This window comes from Streptomyces hygroscopicus subsp. hygroscopicus (assembly GCF_030269125.1).
Classification (GTDB): Bacteria; Actinomycetota; Actinomycetes; order Streptomycetales; family Streptomycetaceae; genus Streptomyces; species Streptomyces hygroscopicus_C.
Genome location: NZ_BSSM01000003.1, coordinates 468,011 through 487,653, shown reverse-complemented (window position 1 = coordinate 487,653; position 19,643 = coordinate 468,011). Strand labels below are relative to the sequence as shown.

The following is a 19,643-nucleotide window of genomic DNA, read 5'->3' as shown; positions in this document are numbered from 1 at the left end:
ATACGGCGCGCGATCCGCTCGGGTTACAGGAGGTTTCAAATGTCGAAGTGCGGCATCACCGTCCAGATCACCCACTGGGTCGGCCGGCGCTTTCCGGTGCCGATAGCGTGTGAGTTCTCGTACGACTCCGCGGATCCCCTTGCCGTCACCATGATCCTCGACTCCGATGGAGAGTATCCGGTGCGCTGGGTGTTCGCTCGTGAGCTGATGACCGAGGGGCTTACCGCCCGATCGGGTCAGGGCGAGGTGGAGATTTGGCCGACCCACAGCGAGGGACAGCGCGCTCTGTGGGTCCGGGTGGCAAACGCCCGTACCCGCCGCACCGCGTTCTTCGAGATGCCCGCCCAGCCCATCGCCCAGTGGCTTGCCAGTTCCTATGCGCTGGTCCCGCGGGGCCGGGAGATGGCCGAGGTGAACTGGGACAAGCTGGCACAGCTCATCCAGTGATCTCACTACAGTTCGATCAAATGGCCGAGTGAGTAAAACTCAGGGGCGTATGTACCGCGAGTAAGTCAAGTGACTTCGCGAAGCAAGCCATGGGTTCACTTTCGGTCGGTGTGGAGACAGTGCAAGAGTGGTCGTGACGCCGGACCGGCCAGGCAATGGGACAAGGCGTAGTATCTGGGGGAGCGTCTGAGACACGCCCCCTCAGCAACGCGTGACACACATCGACATAGAGCCTTCGTCCGAGAGCCGAACCAAGGAGGGTCTGCGGCATGCCTGACGCCAGCCTGACCACCACTGAGCTGTTGACACAATACAGTTCACAGTTGACAAAAGACCTCGAACGCAATGTCCAAGAGCAGGATCAGGTTCGAAACGAGATCGAGGCACTGCAGTCCCGCCTGCTGACTCTCCAGCACGATCACACCGTCCTCGCGACCATGCAGCAGGCTCTGGAAAGTGGCATCCCGCTCCAGCAGGTCCCCGTGTCGGCGACCGGTCAGGGCTACGACCTGCCCGCTGCCTCCGCGGCCGGCGGCGCGCGGAGAAAGCAGCAGACGCCGACCCTGGTGGCCCTGATCCGCGCGTACCTCGCCAAGCAGTCGGAGCCCTGCTCCGCGGCGGAGATCGCGACCGCGCTGAGCGAGGCGCACCCGGACCGTGTCATCAAGACGACCGTGGTGCGTACCACGCTGGAAGGCCTGGTCGCCCGGAGCAGTGCCCAGCGGCTGAAGCAGGGGCACTCGGTGTTCTACCTGGGCCTGGAGAAGGACGGGGACCAGAACGCGGACGACAGTGGAGAGGGTGACGACCCCTCCGGCGAGCGGTTCCCCGCTGACCGCTGAGGTTCGCGTTCCGAGTCCTGACGGGGACCACGTTCTGGCGCGTGCGCTGCGCGTGGTCCCCCTCCCCACCAGCGAAAACAGGAGCTCCCAAGATTGTCATGGATATGACAATCTTGGGGTGGTTGCAGTGTCAGTCATCTGACAGATGCACCGGGACGGTCGCCGAAAGGAGCATAAACGGAGTGAAACCCCGCACAGCGGCAGGTAGTTCGAGCCGCGCGGGGAGGGAGAGGAGGAAGAAGATGCGTACCCGACTGCTGCCCTTGCTGACCGACTGGGAATGGCAGGAGCGAGCTGCCTGCCGTGGAATGAGCAGTACCGTCTTCTTCTCCCCTTCGGGGGAGAAGGGTCGCGACCGCAAGAGGCGCGAAGAGCGGGCCCGTCGTATATGCGACCGGTGCGAGGTGATCGAGGCGTGTGCCGCCATGGCCCTCGACTACAAGGAGCGGTACGGGGTGTGGGGCGGGATGTCTGCCGGTGAGCGCCAGGACATCCTGAGCGTCGGCAAGACCTCGCGCGGCGACAGGTGAGTGTACGCGTTACGTACACCCACCCGGAATTGGTTTGAACACGCATCGGCATCGCCTAGGGTCGTTCGCGGAAGCAAGCATGCCGCGCCCTCACTCCGTCATCCCCTCGGAAGTGGCGAGGAAACCGCCGTTCCAGCGGCCAGCGCGGCTTTGGCTTCCGGACCCCCTCTGGCGACTCGTGGTGAATCTATGCTCTACAACGGATCGAACGTCGGCAGCAGTACGGAGACGCCGACCGCGCCGGGTCATGCCCCGTTGCGTGCTGCAGTCGAAGGCCCCGTGCTGCTGCCCGACGACATCGGTTACGGGCAGGAGTGCCGGACGTTCAACCTCTCCCGCGCACTGACTCCGGCCGTCGTCGTCGGTGCCGCGTCCACGCGCGACGTGGCTGCCGCCGTACGCCACGCGGACCGTCTCGGCATGCCGGTCGCGGTGCGCAACCAGGGCCATCAGATGGTGTTACCGACGGCCGAGGACGCCCTGCTGATCACCACCAACCGCCTCCAGGAGATATCCCTCGACTCCGGGCGCCGCACCGTACGGGTGGGCGCCGGGGTCACCTGGGCCCAGGTACTCGCCCACACGGGCCGCGTCGGACTGGCACCCATCGTGGGTTCCGCTCCGCATGTCGGCGTCGTCGGTTACACCCTGGGCGGCGGACTGAGCCCGCTGCTCGGCCGCAGACTCGGCTACGCGGCCGACCACGTGCGCTGGATGGAGGTCGTCACCGCCGATGGCGCCGTCCGCGAGGTGACGTACGAGAGCGCTCCGGACCTCTTCTGGGCGCTGCTGGGTGGCAAGGGCAACTTCGGCGTCGTCACCCGGATCGAGTTCGACGTCTTCCCGGTGCCGCGCTTCTACGGCGGCGGCCTGTGGTTCCGCGGCGAGGACATGCGACCGGTCCTCGAGGCGTGGCGCGCCCTGACACCGGCCCTCGGCGAGGACACCACCACCTCCTTCTCCGTTCAGCGGCTCCCGGATGTCGCCGCGCTGCCCGAGCCTCTGCGCGGAGCCTTCGTCCTGCACATACGACTGGGGCATCTGGGCGACGGCGCGGAGGGCGCCCGGATCGCCGAGCCGCTGCGGGCTGCCGCCACGCCCGTCCTCGACACGCTGGCCGAGCGGCCCTTCGCCGAGATAGGCGAGATCCACAGGGACCCGGTGCGCGCCATGCCGCTCGTCGAAGCGGGCTTCGCCCTGCGGGAGTTCTCCGCCGCGACCCTCGACCGGTTCGTGGAACTCACCGGCCCCGACTCGGGCTGCCCGCTGAAGAACGTGGAGGTGCGGGCGCTGGGCGGCGCGTTGGACCGGGAGCCCGCCCGGCCCAACGCGGTCTCCTCCCGAGGCACCCCCTACATGACCTTCGCGGTGGGCAGCGGCTCGCCGGTGCAACTGCGCGCCGCGAGCGCGTTCATCGGCAGGTACACCCGTGGCATGGCCCCCTGGCGGGCCCCGCACCACCTCGTCAACTTCCTGTCCGCGGACGACGCCCCGAGCGAGGCCGATGTCCGCGATCTCTACGGCGCCGAGCGCTATGCCCGGCTCGCCGCCCTCAAACGCGTCTACGACCCGGCCAACATGTTCCGGCTCAACCACAACATACGGCCGGCCGCGTAGACGATCCCGCCCCGGTGCCCGGGAGCGGAGAACACCCTGCACATGTTCGCCTCGCCTGGCGAGGCAGTGAAAGGAACCCAGTGGCCGAGCTGTTCTACGACGCTGACGCCGACCTGTCCATCATCCAGAACCGCAAGGTCGCGGTCATCGGTTACGGCAGTCAGGGTCACGCGCACGCCCTGTCGCTGCGCGACTCCGGTGTCGACGTGCGTGTCGGTCTGCACGAGGGCTCGAAGTCCAAGGTCAAGGCCGAGGAGGAGGGCCTGCGTGTCGTCACCCCCGCGGAAGCCGCGGCCGAGGCCGACGTCATCATGATCCTCGTCCCGGACCCGATCCAGGCCCAGGTCTACGAGGAGTCCATCGCCCCGAACCTGAACGACGGCGACGCCCTGTTCTTCGCCCACGGCCTGAACATCCGCTTCGGCTTCATCAAGCCCCCGGCCGGTGTGGACGTCTGCATGGTCGCCCCCAAGGGTCCGGGCCACCTGGTGCGCCGCCAGTACGAGGAGGGCCGCGGCGTTCCGTGCCTGGTCGCCGTCGAGCAGGACGCCTCCGGCAGCGCCTTCGCGCTGGCCCTGTCGTACGCGAAGGGCATCGGCGGCACCCGCGCCGGCGTCATCGAGACCACCTTCACCGAGGAGACCGAGACCGACCTCTTCGGCGAGCAGGCCGTCCTGTGCGGTGGTCTCACCGGGCTGGTCAAGGCGGGCTTCGAGACCCTGACCGAGGCCGGCTACCAGCCGGAGATCGCGTACTTCGAGTGCCTGCACGAGATGAAGCTGATCGTGGACCTCATGTACGAGGGCGGCCTGGAGAAGATGCGCTGGTCCATCTCGGAGACCGCCGAGTGGGGCGACTACGTCACCGGTCCGCGCATCATCACCGACGCCACCAAGGCCGAGATGAGGCAGGTCCTGGCCGAGATCCAGGACGGCTCCTTCGCCAGGAACTGGATGGACGAGTACCACGGCGGTCTGAAGAAGTACAACGAGTACAAGCAGCAGGACTCCCAGCTGCTGCTGGAGACCACCGGCAAGGACCTGCGCAAGCTGATGAGCTGGGTGCAGGACGCCGATGCCTGAGACTGACGTGCACGGGGCCCGGGACACGCGGTTCGCCGCGCTTCTGCTCGACAGCCACCAGCGCCTCGTGGGCAGTCCGCTGTGCCCCGGGACGTGGGCGGACGAGGCGGAGGCCGCCCGCTGGCTGTACGAGGAGGCACCCTTCGGACTGCTGGCACACGACACCGCGGACGACCCGCTCTTCGTCTACGCCAACCGCACCGCACAGCGCTGCTTCGGCTACACGCCGGAGGAGTTCGCCGCTCTGCCGTCCCGCCTGTCCGCCGCGCCCGACGCCCAGGAAGACCGCGACGCGTTCGTCGCCGCGGTGAACCGGCAGGGCTTCGCGGACGGTTACCGGGGCCGCAGAGTCCGCAAGGACGGCAGCCTGTTCTGGATCGAGGACGTCTGCATGTGGGACCTGGTGGACGAGAGCGGACGCAAACAGGGACAGGCCGCGGTCTTCCGGTCCTGGTCCGAGATCACCGGCCAGGGCTGACCCGCCCTGGAGGACACAGGCAACGGAGGGCGACATGACTGGCACATCCGGCACGCAGGCGCCGCACGGGGATACCTACGAGCACACCGAGGCCGTCGAGGTGTTCTTCGACGACCTGGACGCCTTCGGCATGCTCTACCACGGGCGGTTCGCCGCCCTGCTGGAGCGCGCGATCACCCGGTACTTCGCGGGCCTGGGGATGTCGCTGGGCCATCCCGACGTCAACGTGGTGGTGCGGGAACTGCTCGTCACCTTCGAGCGGCCGGTCACCCGGATCGGTCCGGTCGACGTGACGTTCTGGCTCGACCACCTGGGCGGGACGAGCGCGCAGTTCGGCTTCCGGTTCCATTCGCGGGGCGCCACGCACGCGCGGGGACGGCGGGTCATCGTCAAGATCGATCCCGAGACCGCCGTGCCCGCGCCGTGGACCGAGAAGACCCGCGCGATCCTGGAGTCGGAACTGCTGAGCCACCGCTGACCGACTCCACCACCCTCCGGTGAAGGCCCCGCCCGCGCAGCGCGGGCGGGGCTTCGTCACGGGCGGGGCCCGTCACGACCACACGGGGGTACGGGCGTGCGCCGCGCGCGGGGAGGCCAGGCGGTGGGTCGCGTAGATGAGGAAGGACAGACTGAGGGCCGCCAGGATCACGTAGACGGTGTCGTTGTCGAAGCTGTCCCACGCCGTGTGCAGCGCCACCGCGATGGCGTACACCAGGACGAAGACGCAGATCGCCCGCTTGCGCCGGTCGCGCGGGGCCGCTGCGGCCGACCACAGGGCGGCGGACGTGATCCCGGTCCACGCCATGTGTGCCGCGGGGCTCAGCAGGCCCCGCACCACCAGCAGGTGGTCGACGGCCGCCAGATCGCCGTTGGACTCGATCAGCTCGACGAAGGCGTAGCCCATCGTCTCGAACACGGCGAACCCGGCGCCGGAGGCCACCCCGACGAGCAGCCCGTCTCCGGGATGCCGGGCACGGATGAGGCATACGAGGACCACGGGGACGATGAGCTTCGCGGCCTCCTCGATCAGGCCCACGGCGACCATAGGGAGGAAGTCCATCAGCCGGAGCGTCCGGTACTCCAGGAAGCCGGCTGTTGTCACGCCGATCGCCCCGCCGGCCAGCGCGGTAGCCCCCACGACGCCCATGCTCACCCCGAAGTCCAGGCGTCGGCCGGCGACGAACGTGACGAAGGCCGCCGGGACCAGGGCCGCGCCGAAGAAGATCAGGGCGGGGACCAGGTTGGGATTGCGGGTGGAGATCAGTGCCGAGTGGATGAGCCAGAAGAGCAGCAGGCCCACCAGGAGGACGGCGAGCCACCCCCAGCGACGGCCGAACCGGAGGAGTCGGCCCTGCTCGCTGCCGGCAGACTCTTGTACGAGGGACACGGACACGGATTCCTCCCCAGGAGACGCGTTGAACACCCCAGGGTGTGCCCGTAGACGACCGTTCGGCATCACACGTTTATGTCAACATGACCCGCACGCCGAGTCATGTGTAGTCAAGTAACACGCGCGTGCCTGGGGGGATGGACGGTGAACGACCGCCCGTCGAGCGCATCTGTTCGAAACTCAGTCGCTTCAGTCGCTTCAGTCGCTGGGCGGAAGGCGGAGAGAGTGAATGCGCAGACTATGGATTCCGGCGCGCAAGAAGCAGCTCATCGCGAATATCAGCGGCATCTGGACCGTTGCCGACCGTGTGCGGCGGGGGACCCCTGCGCCGCGGAAAAACACCTGCGCCGGCTGTACAACAACACGCTGAGGGCCCGGCGGGAAAAGCCCTGACCGGGATAACGCCAAAGTCGGAGAAGCGTTCACAGAAGACCGGCGGATGCGGACAACGGAGAGCCGCAGCGCTGCCCGCACCCACCGGTCGGGTTGCCGCTTGAGCGTACTGGCCTGTGCATGGACGCCCCCTACGACAGTGCCTGACCCAAGTGGAACAGGCGAAGCCGCCGCGACCGATCCGCGACGACGTCACCGCCACCCGAGCTTAGGCACCGTGGGCCGGGGTGTGCAGGGACGCGATACGTACAGTCAGCGGGTTGCCCAAGGGTACGAGCCCCGGTAGGCCGCTAGTTCATGGGCTCCAGGAGCAGCACCGGGATGACCCGGTCGGTCTTGGAGCGGTAGTCCTCGTACGAGGGCCAGGCGCGCACGGCACGGTTCCACCACTCCTGCCGCTCCGCCTCCGTCGTCCGCCGCGCCCGGTAGGACCGGTGCTCGGTGCCGTCCCAGACCTCCACCTGGGGGTGCGCGAGGAGGTTGTGGTACCAGGCGGGATTCGTGGCCGCCCCACCCTTGGACGCGACCGCCGCGTAGCGGCCCCCGTGCTCCACCCGGATCACCGGCGTCTGCCGCTGCCGTCCTGTCTTCGCGCCCCGCGTGGTGAGGATCACCAGCTGGGCGTGTGCGCCGTCGTAGTCCACCGCGATGGCGTCTGTCGTGCCCGCCTCGGTCGCCGCGGCGACCAGGCGTGCCTGATCGTGCACCCATACCTGGTCCGGCATGACACTGAGGTCCATGTCGGCGGTGGGCTGCTCGGCATCACGTTCTGCCATGGATGTCTTGCCTCTCTCAGTAACTGACTCAGATGTGTGTCAATCTCTACCACTCTTTAACACCAGTCTTGGCATATGGATTGACGTCCTCCAGTACACTTATGTACGACAACCGCCGCGCCGGGTGTCTCCCGCGGCCATCCCGTGCCTCGCGGCGCTCTCCTGTTCTTCCCAGAAAGTTCCGACATGCCTCACAGTTCGACCGACCGTGCCGACGTCCGCGACATGCTGGTCGTGCACGAGGCCTTCCGGCAGAGTTATGCGCGCCTGCCCGAGTTGGTTCGGGGAGTGGCCTCGGGCGACGGCGCGCGTGCCGCCGTCGTCGCCGACCACGCGCACCTCGTCGAGGAGTTCCTCCACCTGCACCACAAGGGGGAGGACGAACTGCTGTGGCCCAAGCTCCTGGAGCGCGCCGGCGACCGGCTCGGGGAGACGGTGAGGCTGCTGGAGACCCAGCACGAGGAGATCGCGACGCTGCTCAACGAGTCGTCCGAACGGCTCGCGTTCTGGCGGGATCTGCCCACCAGTAAGAACGGTGAGCAGCTCGCCGTCACCCTGGAGCAACTGGGCCTCGTGCTCACCGAGCATCTGGGCATCGAGGAGAAGGACGTCCTGTCGATCGTTCCCGAGTACGTGACGGCCAAGGAGTGGCACGAGCTGGGGGACCACGCGATCAACGCGCTGCCCAAGAGCAAGCTGCCCATCGTCTTCGGCATGCTCGCCTCGCTCGCCGATGACGAGACGGTCAAGCTGATGCTGTCGACAGCGCCGCTCGTCCCCCGGCTTCTGATGCCCGTCGTGGGTCCGAAAGCCTATGCCCGGCACGCTCGCAAGGTGTATGGCACGGCTGTCTGAGCGGGCCGGCCCGGGTGCTCACCGTCCCGGCGTGTCCGTCATCGAGCCGCGTCGCGGCTGCCGTTCGGCTGCGGCGGTCGCGACGCACCCAGGTCCTGCCGGGCGAACGCCCGCTACGCGCGGCCGGACGAGGCCGGGACACCAGTGAGGAGGACCTTGTGACGGTGGACGAGCGTGTGCACGCCGACACCGGTGAGGCACCGTCGCGCCGCCCGCGCCGAACGGACGCCGTTCGCAACTACGACGCCCTGGTCGCCGCGGCTCGTGAGGAGTTCCAGGAGAACGGCACGGACGCCTCCCTGAAGGCGGTGGCCCGACGCGCCGGCGTGGGGATCGCCACCCTCTACCGCAACTTCCCGACCCGTACGAGTCTGTTGGAGGCGGTCTACGCCGACGACGTGAACGACACGGTCAACGCCCTGTGCGGCAGCGCGGCCGCGGCGGGCCGCGCGAACGGCGCGGATGGTGAGGACGCCTGGCGGAGGCTGGAAGACTGGCTGGACCGGTTCGTACGGACCGTCGCCGAGGACGCCGCGCTGCGCGAGGTCTTCAGCCCTGAGGCGCTGTGCCTGTCGCCGTGCCGCCGGACGCTGTCCGAGGCCGTCGAGGGCCTGATCACGCGGACCGGAGCGGCGCTGCCCACCCGGTGCGGCATGGCGGTCGACGAGTTCCTGCGCACCGTGGTCTCCCTCGGGGTGTCGCCGTTGCTGACCAGGACCCAGCGCGAACACGCCCTGGCCGTCCTGCTGGACGGGCTGCGGTACGGCGCGAAGCCCGCCGACGGGCCGGATGGTCCGCCGACGCCCGAGAACGAGAAGACGGAGCGCACATGAAGGACGGGGCAAGCCCCTTCCGCTTCTCCGCCGGCGTCACGCTCACGGCGCTGCTGGTGGCGGCGGCACGGGCCATCGAGACCCGGCACCCGCAGGGCATGATCAAGGATCCTTACGCCGAGGTGTTCGTGCGGGCCGCCGAGACACCGGTGCCGCTGCCCGTCTCGATCGAGGAGGTCCCGGACGGCGACGACGACCCCGTGTGGGGCCGCGGCGGGCAGTACTTCGCCTTGCGGACCCGGGTGTTCGACGACTTCCTCCAAGACGCCGCGCACCACGACGGCATCCGTCAGCTCGTTCTGCTCGGCGCGGGGCTGGACACCCGTGCCCTGCGTCTGGACTGGCCGCCCGGCACCACGGTGTTCGAGGTCGACCGGTGCGACCTGTTCGACTTCAAGCAGGACGTCCTCACCGCCGCGGGCGCCAGGCCGGCGGTGCCGTACCGGTTCGTGGCCGCGGATCTGGAGACCAACTGGGCCCGGAAGCTGCGGGAAGCCGGGTTTGATCCGCGGCAGCCCAGTGCGTGGGTGATCGAAGGTGTCATCCCCTACTTGCCCGCTTCCGTGGAACGCGACCTCCTCGCCACCGTCTCGGCCCTGTCGGCCGAGGGCAGCGTCGTCGGCTACGAGATCCTGCGAGGTCAGGAGACCGACGAGATCCGCAACAACTCTCTGTACGCGGACACCGAGGAGAAGGTGGGCGTCCATCTCGGCGGGCTGTTCAGCGGGGACGCCCGGCCCGACTCCGCGGCGGCCCTGACCGCGGCGGGCTGGGAGATGTCCGGGGAGTCCGTCTACGGCTTCACGCGGCGTTACGGTCGCGGCCCGCACCCCGGTGTCGACGACGCCATCTCACACGCCCGCTGGTTGCGGGGGCGCAGGGTGCGCGTACCGCGTACGGACTGACCCCCACACACACGACGGCGCGGCGGCCGGGGCACCCGTCGTCGCGGGTCCGGCCGCCGCGCCTTCCTTTGCCGTCACCGGCCGACGGCGGGTGCCGGAGCCTGCGGCAGGAACAGGGTCCCGCGGAAACTGCCGCGCAGAGTGCGCAGGGCGACGACCGCCCATGCGGTGAGCAGCAGGACGTACAGGGCGCATGCCGCGACGTCGAGGGCGTCCGAGTGCAGCCGGACGGCCAGCGCACAGGTGCCGGTGACGCAGGTGCCGACGGGGAAGGTGAAGCTCCACCAGGTCAGCGCGAAGGGCATGTGCCGGCGCATGGTCCGCAGGGTCAGGCGGGCGGCGAGCATCAGCCACATCATCGCGAAGCCCCAGGTGGGCAGGCCATAGACGATTCCGAAGACGGCGGCACCGGTCGCGTACGGGGCCGGCAGGGCGTCGTGGGCCACCACACCGAGCGCGTTCGCCGCCGTCACCGACTGGCCCAGCGGGCCGAGCACGATCCACAGCGTGGGAACCATCGCCGCCGCCCCGAGCTTGTGGTGCACCAGCCGGCCCCATACCTGGGTGATGATGACGATGCTGGTGAACAGGCTGATGCCGAACATGGCGTAGCAGGCGAGCAGCAGGGTCAGCCTTTCCTGGCCCGCGGGCACGTGCGGGACCAGGGCCGCGCCGGTGGCCGCCGAGACCATCGGCGGGACGACCGGCATCAGCCAGCCGCCGAAGGCGGAGTCCTCCCGCACCTCGTGCTCGGTCATGGCGAGATAGGGGATCCACACGCTGGTGACCAGGCCGAGCAGGGTGCCGGCGGTCCACAGCACGGCGTCGATGCGCACGGCCGGCTGCATGCCGATCCACTGCCGGCCCAGGGTGAGGGTGCCCGCGCCGACGGTCATGAGGGCCATCGCGGGTGCGCCCCAGAAGTGGGCCATCACCGGGTTGTGGGCGTGGCGGCGGGCGAGGTCGCGGTGCCGGGTCCAGTGCACGGCCCAAGCCGCGGTCAGTGCCACGAGGATCGCGGAGGCGAGGGCCCAGACCACCGTGCCGAACACGCGCAGGCCGGTCACGTGGAAGGGCAGGACTGCGGCGGCGTTGGCGACGATGCCGGTACCCATAACCGAGGCATACCAGTTGGGACCGAGGTTGCGGAACATGTCCGAGGGCCGGTCCAGCTCCGGCAGGAGCCGCCGGGGGGCATGGCGGGGCTGCGATGCCTGGGTTACAGGGCTGAGAGAAGTAGTCATATAGGAAACATCCATCAGAGCGAGGAGCGCTGGTAGAGGGTCTCCCTGTATCAGCTCATAAGCGTGATCTATGACAGAAGTGATGTCACTTGCTCCCGCATGTGAGATACGCGGAGGAGTGCCTTATCGCGTGAATGTGTGATGTTCGTTCCGCTGCTTGCACGACAGCATGAGGTCCCGGACAGCAGTGAGGAGACCTCGGATGTCTGGCTACCCGCATCGCAAGGACGACATGGCGGACCACCCGGACGCCTTCGAGATGCGTGGGCGCTACGCCCGTGTGCTCGGGGCGCACGACGTGGCCCTGGTGAACGGGCCGGTCTTCCTGGTCGGGCTGTTCTACGCCGCTTCCCCGTGGATCCTGCACTTCGCCGCGCGGAGCGGTGATCTCGCGGTGCACGCCCTGATCGTGGGTGGCGCCGTCTGCCTCCTGGCGCTGGGCTTCACGGTGGCCCCGGAGCGGATGACCAGTATGAGCGGCGCGCTCGTGGTGATCGGTTTCTGGACGGGCGCGTCGCCGTGGGTGGTGGGCCGGCACCCGGGCCGTCCCGCCGTCCTGGACGGGACGATCTGCGGCGCGCTCGCCCTGGCGCTGGGAGTGGTGTCCCTGGCCATGGTCCGCCGCGCCAACCGACTTCTGTGACCAGGCGGTTCCCCGTGTTCTTGACACGTCGCTCTCCGAGGAGAAGAAGCCCCATGACCGATCCCGTTCCGCCGCGTCACGATCCTCGGCAGGACTGGCGCACCGAAGGAGTGCCGGGCGGATCGTCACCCTCCCCGGACGGACGCGGGGCGGGGCGCGGCTGCCTGGTCCAGCTCCTCGTCCTCGTCCTCGTCTACGCCGCGTTCGGCTTCCTGTACAGCGGTGTGCGCGGGGACGGCACGACCTCGGTCGACTACACCGTCTTCACCCAGCAGCTGGACGCGGGCAACGTCGCGAGCGTCTACTCCCGGGGTTCCGAGATCCAGGGGACCCTGAAGAAGCCGGGTGAGGTGCCCGGAGGCGGCAAGGGCGGCACGTACACGCACTTCAAGACCTACAAGCCGGCCTTCGCCGACGACGCGCAGCTGTGGTCCGAGATCACCCGGCAGAAGGTGGCGGTGGCCGCCGAGCCCCTCGCGCAGGGGCCGGGCCTCGGGGAAACCCTGCTGGTGTCGCTGCTGCCGACGGTGCTGCTGATCGCGGTATGGGTGTTCGTCGCCCGGCGCATGGGCGGCGGCCTGGGCGGGGGCCTCGGCGGTGTGCTCGGCCGCAAGCCGCCCAAACCCGTCGGAATGCGGCCCGACGGCGGGCGCACGACCTTCGCTGACGTGGCCGGCATCGACGAGGTGGAGGGCGAACTCAACGACGTCGTCGCCTTCTTGAAGAACCCCGACGCCTACCGGCGGCTCGGCGCGAAGATGCCGCGCGGTGTGCTGCTGGCGGGCCCGCCCGGAACGGGCAAGACGCTGCTGGCGCGGGCGGTGGCCGGAGAGGCCGGCGTGCCGTTCTTCTCGGCCTCGGCCTCGGAGTTCATCGAGATGATCGTGGGTGTGGGCGCCTCCCGGGTGCGGGAGCTGTTCGCCGAGGCGCGCAAGGTGGCGCCGTCGATCGTCTTCATCGACGAGATCGACACCATCGGCCGGGCGCGCGGCGGATCGAGCGTGGGCGGTCACGACGAACGGGAGCAGACGCTCAATCAGATCCTCACGGAGATGGACGGTTTCTCGGGGTCCGAGGGCGTCATCGTCATCGCCGCGACCAACCGGGTGGACGTCCTGGACGCGGCGCTGACCCGGCCGGGGCGTTTCGACCGGGTGGTGAGCGTGGTACCGCCGGACCGGGGCGGCCGTGAGGCCATCCTGCGCATCCACACCCGTGCCATGCCGCTCGCCACCGACGTCGACCTCGCGCGGATCGCCCGCTCCACTCCGGGGATGACCGGCGCGGAGCTGGCGAACCTCGCCAACGAGGCGGCGTTGCTCGCGGTGAAGCACGGGCAGGACCGGGTGACGCAGAAGAACCTCTCCGAGGCCCTGGAGAAGGTGCAGCTGGGTGCCGAACGGCCGCTGGTGATGCCACTGGAGGAGCGGCGCCGGACGGCGTACCACGAGAGCGGGCACGCGCTGCTGGGCATGCTCCAGCCGGGCGCCGACCCGGTCCGCAAGATCACCATCGTGCCGCGCGGCCGGGCTCTGGGGGTGACCCTGTCCACGCCGGACACGGACAAGTACGCGTACACCGCGGAGTACCTGCGCGGCCGGATCATCGGCGCGCTGGGCGGTATGGCGGCCGAGGAGGTCGTCTTCGGGGTCGTCACCACCGGTGCCGAGAACGACCTGGAGCAGGTCACCGGCATCGCGCGCGGCATGGTGTCGCGCTGGGGCATGAGTGAGAGGGTGGGCCGGCTGTCGGCGCTGCCGGGCGACAGCCGGCAGCCGTACGGCCTGCTGGCCGCGCCTCGCACCCTGGACGTGATCGACGCCGAGGTGTGCCGGATCGTCGAGGAGTGCTACGAGGAGGCCCGTACCACCCTGCGCGCCCACCGGGACCAGCTCGACGCCCTGGCCGCCGCCCTGCTGGAACACGAGACGCTGGACGAACCGGACGCGTACCGCATCGCCGGTCTGCCGTCGACGGCCGCGGGGAGCGAGCGGTGACCCGTCGCTGCGCCGGCGAGCGGCGGGGGCGGGCGACCGGGGCCGGGCGTGCGCAGGGTGTCCGGCCCGCCGGACGCCGCCGGGCCGGACTGGTACAGGACCGGCGAGCGGGGGCGGCGGAGGCATCCGGCGGGCACCAGGACAGGCGGCCGGCCGGGAGCGGCCGCCCGGACGGGGCCTTGCCCGGCGCGGCCGGGCGGATGCCGGGACGGCCGGCGCCGGCGGCCGGTCGCACCGGGGTGGCGTCGTGCGGATCGGCCGGGGTGCGGAGGTGCCGCGAAGCTGTGCGGCGGCGGCGCGTGTTCTTCGGTGGGGCGGCTGGGTGGTCGGGTGTGGGGGAGTGGCCGCGCTCGTTCCCGCGCCGGGGTTCCGCCCCGGCGCGGGCGAGGGGCGGGCTAGTCGGTGCCGGACGGCGTGCCGGAGGCGAGGCGGGTCAGCCACTCCGCGAGGAGCAGGTGCTCGCCCGGGGTGAAGTTCCCCTCGTCCCCGGCCTCGTCGAGCAGGGCCTTCAGTGCCACGGCGTGCCGGGCGCCGCGGGCGGCACGCGTGTCCTCGGCCTGCGCGGTGGGCTCCGCCTCCGTGACCAGGGCCCCGAGTACGGCCTCCCGCGTGCTCGGCGACAGGGCCTCGTGCTCGGCGAGCCGCCCGGCCTCCTGGGCGCCGATCAGGGTGACCGTGACGCCGATGCCGGTGGCCTGGATCATCTCGGCCGCCGCCTCGACGCCCATGCGCAGCCGGCCGGACTCGGCGACCCGGGTCACCAGATGCAGCAGGATGCCGTAGGCCTCGTTCATCGCCGCGGCGCCCTCGCCGGGCCGGTGGTCGGTGTAGAGGAGCCGGTACAGGGCCGGGTTGGCGAGTCCGAAGGCCACGTGCAGGTCCCAGCCGCGGCGCAGCTGCTCCACCGGGTCGCCGGAGGCGAGGTTGGCCTGCTTCTCGGCGAGATAGGTCTCCAGACCACGCCGGGCGACCTCGTCGAGCAGTCCCTGCATGTCGCCGAACTGCCGGTAGATCGTCTGTGCCTGTACTCCTGCGGCCGCGCTGACGGAGCGGGTGGAGACCGCCTCCCGTCCGCCTTGGGCCAGCAGGTCCGCCGCTGCCCGCAGGATGCGCTCGCGCGGCTGCGGGGTCGTGTCGATGACTGTCATGCAATCAATGATAACGCTTGACCGTGATCGATGCTGTGTTATCGTCGATGTATCAAGTTCGTGAGCGCCAATCCGTCCGTCGAGGACCGGCTGCCGGCGCCCTCGACCAAGAGGAGGATCAATGTCTGCTGAGACCTCGCACACCGTTCTGGTCACCGGTGCCGGCACCGGTATGGGAGCCCTCTCGTCCGTCTCGCTCGCCCGAGCCGGCCACCGCGTCTTCGCCTCGATGCGCGACCCCCGGGGCCGCAACGCAGAGAAGGCACAGGCCCTCCTCACCCAGACCGAGGACGTCCCGGGCGAGCTGACCGTGGTCGAACTCGACGTCCTCTCCGAGGAGTCCGCCGCCGGCGCCGTCGAGGAGGTCGTGCGGCAGGCCGGCGGAATCGACGTCGTCGTGCACAACGCCGCCCACCTGCTGGTCGGTGTGACCGAGGCGTTCAGCCCCGAGGAGGTCATCCGCGCCTTCGACGTGAACGCCGTCGGCGCCCTGCGGGTCAACCGCGCCGTCCTGCCGGTGATGCGGCGTCAGGAGTCCGGCCTGCTGCTGTGGATCGGCTCGGGAACCACTCGCGCCATCCCGCCCTTCCTCGCCCCGTACTCGGCCGCCAAGGCCGCCTTCGACGCCTTCGCCGAGTCGACCGCCTGGGAGGTCACCGCCTACGGCATCGAGACCACCGTCCTGATGCCCGGCGTCTTCACCCACGGTACGGCGCACTTCGCCAACGCCGCCTTCCCCGCCGACACCGAGCGCACCGCCGCGTACGAGAAGATCGCGCCCTTCCTGGCCTCCATGGGCGAGGACACCGAGCGCATGATGGTGGGTGGCGTCAGCGCCGACCCGCAGATCGTCGCCGACGAGGTGGTCCGGGTCGTCGATCTCCCGGTCGGCCGGCGGCCGCGCCGCACGGTCGCCGACGGCTCCGACTACGGCGCCGAGATCATCAACGGCGCCGCCGAGGAACTGCGGCTGCGCCTGGCCCGCCGGATGGGCGTCACCCGTCTGCTCGACCGCATCTGAACCGCCTCGCGTTCCTCGCGCCAGGAACCCCACCTTCGTCCAATCCTGAACGCACCACGCTTCCCATGAGGAGAACGTCATGACTGTCAACCGGCGCAAGCTCGGCAACTCCGGCCCCGAGGTCTCCGCCATCGGCCTGGGCGCCATGGGCATGTCGGACCTGTACGGTCCGGCCGACGACGCGGAGAGCATCGCCACGCTGCACGCCGCGATCGACGCGGGCGTCAACCTGATCGACACCGGCGACTTCTACGGCTCCGGCGCCAACGAGATGCTCATCGCCCGTGCCCTGCGCGAGCGGCGGCGCGAGGACGTGGTGCTCAGCGTGAAGTTCGGCTCCCGCCGCACCCCCGACGGCGCCTTCCAGCCGGTTCCTTACGACGTCTCGCCGGAGGCCGTCAAGGACCGCCTCGCCTACTCCCTGCGGCGCCTGGAGACCGACTACATCGACATCTACCGTCCGGCCCGGCTGAATCCGGCCATCCCGGTCGAGGAGACCATCGGGGCGCTGGAGGAGATGCGCCAGGCCGGCTACATCCGCCACATCGGCCTGTCCGAACTGGGTGCCGAGACCATCCGCCGGGCCGCCGCCGTGGCCCCGATCAGCGACCTGCAGATCGAGTACTCGCTGATCTCCCGCGGCCCCGAGGAGTCGATCATCCCGACCCTGCGGGAACTGGGCATCGGCCTGACCGCGTACGGCGTTCTCTCCCGCGGTCTGCTCAGCGGCCACTGGTCGCCCTCGCGCGAGCTGAGCGGCAACGACTTCCGTGCCCACTCGCCGCGCTTCCAGGGCGAGAACCTGGAGGCCAACCTGCGCCTGGTGGACGCCCTCGGCCGGGTCGCCGAGCGCCTCGGCGCCACCACCAGCCAGGTGGCCATCGCCTGGGTCGCGGCCCAGGGCGACGACATCGTGCCGCTCGTCGGGGCCCGCCGCCGCGAGCGCCTGACGGAGTCGCTGGGCGGCGCCTCGCTGGTCCTCGACGCGGCGGCGCTGGAGGAGATCGAGGAGGCCGTCCCGGCCGGCGCCGCGTCCGGCGAGCGGTACGCCGCCCCCCTGCTGGCCACGCTGGACAGCGAGCGCTGAACCCCGGCGGGGCGCCGGACGACCGGCAACACCGCTGTGACGGTGCCCCGGGCCTGGACACCCAGGCCCGGGGCACCGTCACAGCGATGTGCTGCCTCCCGAAGACCGCAGCGAGCGGGGTGTCGTACGGACTGCGGCGTACGAGCGCGTTCCGGTGAGGACCTCGTCACACGGTTCGTGGCCCGTCGGCGGCGTTCCCGGCGACGATCGCGTCGTGATCCGGGAAGAGAGTGGCGATGGCGGAGCCGGTGAAGTCGCCGGCCCAGCCGTCCGCCTGGTGGAAGAAGCGGATCGCGGTGAACGACGGGCGAGTGCCCATGTCGAACCAGTGGGTGGTGCCACGCGGCACGCCCAGCAGATCGCCCCGCTCGCACAGCACCGCGTGCACCTCGCCGTCGATGTGCAGGTAGAAGACGCCGGAGCCGGAGGCGAAGAAGCGGACCTCGTCGTCGCCATGGGTGTGTTCGCGCAGGAACTTCTCGCGTGCGGCCCGAGCCTTCGCGGGGTGTCCGGGGTCGTCGCCGTCCGGACGCAGGCCGAGAACGTCGACCGTGGTGAAGGCATCCTCGGCGCTCAGCCGGTCGATCCAGGGGCCGTACGCCGCGAGCACCGTCTCGGTGTCGGCGTCGTCCGGCACGTCCCTGCGCACGGGCCACCGCTCGAAGCGCACACCGAGTGGCGCAAGGGCTGCGGCGATCTCGACGGGGTCGGACGTGCGGCGGATCAGTAGCTCGGGACCGGTGTCCGGCCAGGTCGTCAGCAGTGTCATGAGGCAAAAGTAACTCACCTCCGAGTGGCCGGACAGAGGACGCATGACACAGGTAACTGTCATATGTTCCAAGGGTTGAGTCAGCAGCGTGAGAGGAGTCTCCGTGAAGCAGGACCCGATCGCCGACGCGATCGCCGCGATGATCCCGGCAGCACGGACGGAACTCGCCGAACTGGTGGCGTTCCGGTCCGTGGCGGACCCCGACGTCAGCCCGCTCGGTGAGTCGGAGCGGGCCGCGCGGTGGATCGCCGCCGCCCTGCGCGCCGAGGAGTTCACCGACGTCAGCGTCGTCGACATGTCCGACGGCCGGCAGTCGGTGTACGGTTTCCTGCCCGGCCCGCCGGGCACGCCGACCGTCCTGCTCTACGCCCACTTCGACGTCCAGCCCGCCCTCGACGAGTCCGCGTGGACCAGTCCCCCCTTCACCCTGACCGAACGGGACGGTCGCTGGTACGGGCGCGGCGCGGCGGACTGCAAGGGCGCGGTGCTCATGCATCTGCTCGCGCTGCGCGCGCTCAGGGCGCACGGCGGGCCGCCGGTGAACGTGAAGGTGATCGTGGAGGGCTCCGAGGAACAGGGCACGGGGGGCCTCGAGGACTACGCACGCGCCCATCCCGGACTGCTGGCGGCCGACGCCGTGCTGGTCGCCGACGCGGGCAACGTCCGCTGCGGGGTACCGACCGTCACGGCGGCGCTGCGCGGGATCACCATGCTGCGCGTCCGGGTCGAGACGCTGCGCGGCGACCTGCACTCCGGGCAGTTCGGCGGGCCGGCGCCCGACGCCCTGCTGGCGCTGCTGAAGATCCTCGACTCGCTGACCGGCGACGACGGTGCGACCCGGGTGCGGGGACTGTCGGCCGACGGCACCTGGCCGGGCGTGGACTATCCCGAGGCCGACTTCCGCCGGGACGCCGGTCTGCTCGACGGCGTGCGCCTGACCGGCACCGGCAGCGTCGGCGACCGGCTCTGGGCCCGCCCGTCCGTGGGCGTGATGGGGATCGACTGCCCACCGGTGGCGGGCGCGACCCCGACGTTGCACGCGACGGCACGCGCCGCGATCAGCCTGCGCCTGCCACCGGGCCAGGACGCGGTGACGGCGACCTCGCTGCTGACCGCGCACATCAGGCGGCACACTCCGTGGGGCGCGCGTGTGTCGGTCGAGCCGCTGGGGCAGGGCGAGCCGTTCCGGGCCGACACCTCGGGCGCGGCGTACAGGGCCATGGAGGAGGCCATGGCCGTGGCGTACCCCGGGCAGGCCGTGCGTCTCGGCGGCTTCGGCGGCGGCATTCCGCTGTGCAACGCCCTGGCCGACCTCTACCCGAGGGCCGAGATCCTGCTGATCGGCCTCAGCGAACCCGAGGCGAACATCCACGCCGTCGACGAGAGCGTCAGTGTCGACGAACTGCGCCGACTGGCCACGGCGGAGGCGCACTTCCTGCGCACTTACGCGGCGGCGAAGAGCCGCTGTGGCGCGTGAGCGTCAGCGGACGGGAACCGCGCGGCGGACCGGGGCACCGGAGGTACCGGCCGGGCGACGACGTGCCCGCGAAGCCGTGGCAGTGCTCAGGAGCGGTGAGGGCGGTGAC

Annotated in this window: 20 protein-coding genes; 15 read left to right on the top strand and 5 right to left on the bottom strand. The window is 70.3% G+C overall.

Annotated elements, in window-relative coordinates:
• Nucleotides 1–39: 39 nt before the first annotated feature.
• From QSK45_RS10310 to QSK45_RS10280, 7 genes are all read left to right on the top strand, one after another.
• Nucleotides 40–447, top strand: a complete 408-nt coding sequence (locus tag QSK45_RS10310; protein WP_285555376.1) for an SsgA family sporulation/cell division regulator — start codon at nucleotides 40–42, stop codon at nucleotides 445–447.
• Nucleotides 448–716: 269 nt separating this feature from the next.
• Nucleotides 717–1,289 carry a hypothetical protein gene (locus tag QSK45_RS10305; protein ID WP_285555374.1) on the top strand — a complete coding sequence of 191 codons (573 nt, stop codon included), beginning with the start codon at nucleotides 717–719 and terminating at the stop codon, nucleotides 1,287–1,289.
• Nucleotides 1,290–1,531: 242 nt separating this feature from the next.
• Nucleotides 1,532–1,819: a WhiB family transcriptional regulator gene (locus QSK45_RS10300; RefSeq protein ID WP_285555373.1), complete on the top strand. Its 288-nt coding sequence runs from the start codon at nucleotides 1,532–1,534 to the stop codon at nucleotides 1,817–1,819.
• A 255-nt stretch (nucleotides 1,820–2,074) separates the two neighbouring features.
• Nucleotides 2,075–3,436 (top strand): FAD-binding oxidoreductase, encoded by a 1,362-nt coding sequence (locus QSK45_RS10295; RefSeq protein ID WP_285555371.1) that lies wholly within the window; start codon nucleotides 2,075–2,077, stop codon nucleotides 3,434–3,436.
• Nucleotides 3,437–3,516: 80 nt separating this feature from the next.
• Nucleotides 3,517–4,518, top strand: a complete 1,002-nt coding sequence (gene ilvC / locus QSK45_RS10290) for a ketol-acid reductoisomerase (RefSeq protein WP_285555369.1) — start codon at nucleotides 3,517–3,519, stop codon at nucleotides 4,516–4,518.
• Entirely contained in the window at nucleotides 4,511–4,996 is a 486-nt protein-coding gene (locus QSK45_RS10285; RefSeq protein WP_285555368.1) for an MEKHLA domain-containing protein, read from the top strand. The genes ilvC and QSK45_RS10285 overlap by 8 nt, the downstream gene beginning before the upstream one ends.
• 34 nt (nucleotides 4,997–5,030) lie before the next feature.
• The gene (locus QSK45_RS10280; RefSeq protein ID WP_285555366.1) at nucleotides 5,031–5,474 is read left to right on the top strand and encodes an acyl-CoA thioesterase; all 444 of its coding nucleotides are present in this window, start codon (nucleotides 5,031–5,033) and stop codon (nucleotides 5,472–5,474) included.
• A gap of 72 nt (nucleotides 5,475–5,546) precedes the next feature.
• Here QSK45_RS10280 and QSK45_RS10275 read toward each other — a convergent pair whose 3' ends face one another.
• Together QSK45_RS10275 and QSK45_RS10270 are read right to left on the bottom strand one after the other, a co-directional pair.
• Nucleotides 5,547–6,383: a PrsW family intramembrane metalloprotease gene (locus tag QSK45_RS10275; protein ID WP_285555364.1), complete on the bottom strand. Its 837-nt coding sequence runs from the start codon at nucleotides 6,381–6,383 to the stop codon at nucleotides 5,547–5,549.
• A gap of 686 nt (nucleotides 6,384–7,069) precedes the next feature.
• Nucleotides 7,070–7,555 carry a nitroreductase family deazaflavin-dependent oxidoreductase gene (locus QSK45_RS10270; RefSeq protein WP_285555362.1) on the bottom strand — a complete coding sequence of 162 codons (486 nt, stop codon included), beginning with the start codon at nucleotides 7,553–7,555 and terminating at the stop codon, nucleotides 7,070–7,072.
• A 186-nt stretch (nucleotides 7,556–7,741) separates the two neighbouring features.
• On the opposite strand from QSK45_RS10270, the gene QSK45_RS10265 reads away from it, so the two are divergent.
• From QSK45_RS10265 to QSK45_RS10255, 3 genes are all read left to right on the top strand, one after another.
• Nucleotides 7,742–8,410: a hemerythrin domain-containing protein gene (locus QSK45_RS10265; protein WP_285555360.1), complete on the top strand. Its 669-nt coding sequence runs from the start codon at nucleotides 7,742–7,744 to the stop codon at nucleotides 8,408–8,410.
• A 158-nt stretch (nucleotides 8,411–8,568) separates the two neighbouring features.
• Entirely contained in the window at nucleotides 8,569–9,243 is a 675-nt protein-coding gene (locus QSK45_RS10260; protein WP_285555358.1) for a TetR/AcrR family transcriptional regulator, read from the top strand.
• On the top strand, nucleotides 9,240–10,148 hold the full coding sequence (locus QSK45_RS10255) for an SAM-dependent methyltransferase (RefSeq protein WP_285555356.1): 909 nt from the start codon (nucleotides 9,240–9,242) through the stop codon (nucleotides 10,146–10,148). The genes QSK45_RS10260 and QSK45_RS10255 overlap by 4 nt, the downstream gene beginning before the upstream one ends.
• A gap of 74 nt (nucleotides 10,149–10,222) precedes the next feature.
• Here QSK45_RS10255 and QSK45_RS10250 read toward each other — a convergent pair whose 3' ends face one another.
• Nucleotides 10,223–11,392, bottom strand: coding sequence for a TDT family transporter (locus tag QSK45_RS10250; protein ID WP_285555355.1), 1,170 nt, complete (start codon nucleotides 11,390–11,392; stop codon nucleotides 10,223–10,225).
• Between the two features lie 202 nt (nucleotides 11,393–11,594).
• Between QSK45_RS10250 and QSK45_RS10245 the strand changes: the two genes are divergently transcribed.
• Together QSK45_RS10245 and ftsH are read left to right on the top strand one after the other, a co-directional pair.
• Nucleotides 11,595–12,035: an SPW repeat protein gene (locus QSK45_RS10245; protein WP_285555353.1), complete on the top strand. Its 441-nt coding sequence runs from the start codon at nucleotides 11,595–11,597 to the stop codon at nucleotides 12,033–12,035.
• Nucleotides 12,036–12,088: 53 nt separating this feature from the next.
• Nucleotides 12,089–14,032 carry an ATP-dependent zinc metalloprotease FtsH gene (gene ftsH, locus QSK45_RS10240; protein ID WP_285555351.1) on the top strand — a complete coding sequence of 648 codons (1,944 nt, stop codon included), beginning with the start codon at nucleotides 12,089–12,091 and terminating at the stop codon, nucleotides 14,030–14,032.
• Nucleotides 14,033–14,427: 395 nt separating this feature from the next.
• Here ftsH and QSK45_RS10235 read toward each other — a convergent pair whose 3' ends face one another.
• On the bottom strand, nucleotides 14,428–15,180 hold the full coding sequence (locus QSK45_RS10235) for a TetR/AcrR family transcriptional regulator (RefSeq protein WP_285555350.1): 753 nt from the start codon (nucleotides 15,178–15,180) through the stop codon (nucleotides 14,428–14,430).
• A gap of 121 nt (nucleotides 15,181–15,301) precedes the next feature.
• Between QSK45_RS10235 and QSK45_RS10230 the strand changes: the two genes are divergently transcribed.
• Nucleotides 15,302–16,201, top strand: a complete 900-nt coding sequence (locus tag QSK45_RS10230) for an SDR family NAD(P)-dependent oxidoreductase (RefSeq protein ID WP_285555348.1) — start codon at nucleotides 15,302–15,304, stop codon at nucleotides 16,199–16,201.
• Between the two features lie 79 nt (nucleotides 16,202–16,280).
• The gene (locus QSK45_RS10225) at nucleotides 16,281–17,288 is read left to right on the top strand and encodes an aldo/keto reductase (protein WP_285555346.1); all 1,008 of its coding nucleotides are present in this window, start codon (nucleotides 16,281–16,283) and stop codon (nucleotides 17,286–17,288) included.
• 166 nt (nucleotides 17,289–17,454) lie between these two features.
• On the opposite strand, the gene QSK45_RS10220 is transcribed toward QSK45_RS10225, so the two are convergent.
• Nucleotides 17,455–18,057, bottom strand: a complete 603-nt coding sequence (locus QSK45_RS10220; protein WP_285555344.1) for a 1,2-dihydroxy-3-keto-5-methylthiopentene dioxygenase — start codon at nucleotides 18,055–18,057, stop codon at nucleotides 17,455–17,457.
• A 103-nt stretch (nucleotides 18,058–18,160) separates the two neighbouring features.
• Here QSK45_RS10220 and QSK45_RS10215 point away from each other — a divergent pair, with 103 nt between their 5' ends.
• Nucleotides 18,161–19,534 (top strand): dipeptidase, encoded by a 1,374-nt coding sequence (locus QSK45_RS10215; RefSeq protein ID WP_285555342.1) that lies wholly within the window; start codon nucleotides 18,161–18,163, stop codon nucleotides 19,532–19,534.
• Nucleotides 19,535–19,643 lie beyond the last annotated feature (109 nt).